The 1,153-nt window shown below is 61.7% G+C and carries 1 protein-coding gene and 1 pseudogene; both read right to left on the bottom strand.

Annotated features, from left to right (window positions below; translation table 11 throughout):
• Positions 1–740: pseudogene (locus tag EN893_RS34945) on the bottom strand (GMC family oxidoreductase); the annotation flags it as partial.
• The gene (locus EN893_RS34940; RefSeq protein ID WP_127269433.1) at positions 737–913 is read right to left on the bottom strand and encodes a hypothetical protein; all 177 of its coding nucleotides are present in this window, start codon (positions 911–913) and stop codon (positions 737–739) included. The pseudogene EN893_RS34945 and the gene EN893_RS34940, both read right to left, overlap by 4 nt.
• Between the last annotated feature and the right edge of the window lie 240 nt (positions 914–1,153).

Raw genomic sequence — 1,153 nt, 5'->3', positions numbered from 1 at the left:
CTTCTGTGGTCCAACCAGCGCACGAACGGCGCCGTCGCATTCGGCACGACGCCGCCGTTCGAGCGCTGGTTGGACCACAGAAGCAGCCGCGAATTCTCCAGCCCACCGGTGCAGACGATGAAATAGTCGGCGCTGAAGGAGCCGGCATTCTGCCCGTTCGACCACAGTCTGGCGCCCGTCACGCGTTTGCCGTCGCCGGTAAGCTCGGTGGCACAAGTGTTGAGCACCACCGCGATGTTCTTGGCCTTGTCGAGTTCATCGCCGAACTTCTCGGCGAAGCGCACGGCCGGGCTCTTGATCAGCTGCACCCAGCGAATGTCGTCCGAGATCGGCACATCTGGCCGGAGGGCCGGAAGGTCGAGAATGTCGCGCACTTCCGGCAGATAGGGTTCGATGTCGGTGCGGCGGATCGGCCAGCCCGTATCGGGTACCCAGGCCTTCGGCTCGAAATCCTGCTTGTCGAGCACGCGGCACCAGCCGGCCCAGTGGTTGGAACTGCCGCCCATCAACCGCAGCCGGGTTATGTCGAGATCGAAATAGAAATCGCCGACCGTGCTGCCACGGTAAAAGTCCTGCGACTCGTCGCTGAATTCGCGCGGACCGGCCTCCATCACCACCACCGGAATGCCGGCCGCGCCAAGCTTGCGGGCAATGGTCGTGCCGGCCGGACCGGAGCCTAGGATGCACACTTTTGGGGTGAAGTTCGCGGCGCGATACGCCTCGTAGCTGTCGAAGATCATGCCAGGTCGCTCCGCCTCAGAATCCAGCCATTGACCTCGACGATCTCGTTCGGGTTGGGCTCTGGATCGGCTGCATCGGCATCAGGCAGCTTGCGGAACAAAGACAGGGCAGGCAATGCGATCAACGCCTGCACGAGCGCGCGGCGTGACATTTTCTTGATGATGAAACTCATGGCTGGTCTCTCGGCTGGGCTTCGGCACTGCATGGCGTTCCCAGAACGGCAATTCCCGGAACGACACATGCATCACCGTGGAAGCCAGTATCGTGCCAAGTCTGGCCGCAAAGCAGTGAAAACCCGGCTAAGCGGTACAACCGAGTGCAAACAGGGTTAGAATTTTCTTAACAGGCCGGTTGCGGCAGATCGGATCACGCCGCCTCGGAAATGCCGGTGTCGATGATCGTCAGGTTACGG

The organism is Mesorhizobium sp. M7A.F.Ca.CA.004.04.2.1 (assembly GCF_004022825.1).
GTDB lineage: Bacteria > Pseudomonadota > Alphaproteobacteria > Rhizobiales > Rhizobiaceae > Mesorhizobium.
This window is presented reverse-complemented; position numbering and strand designations above follow the sequence as displayed.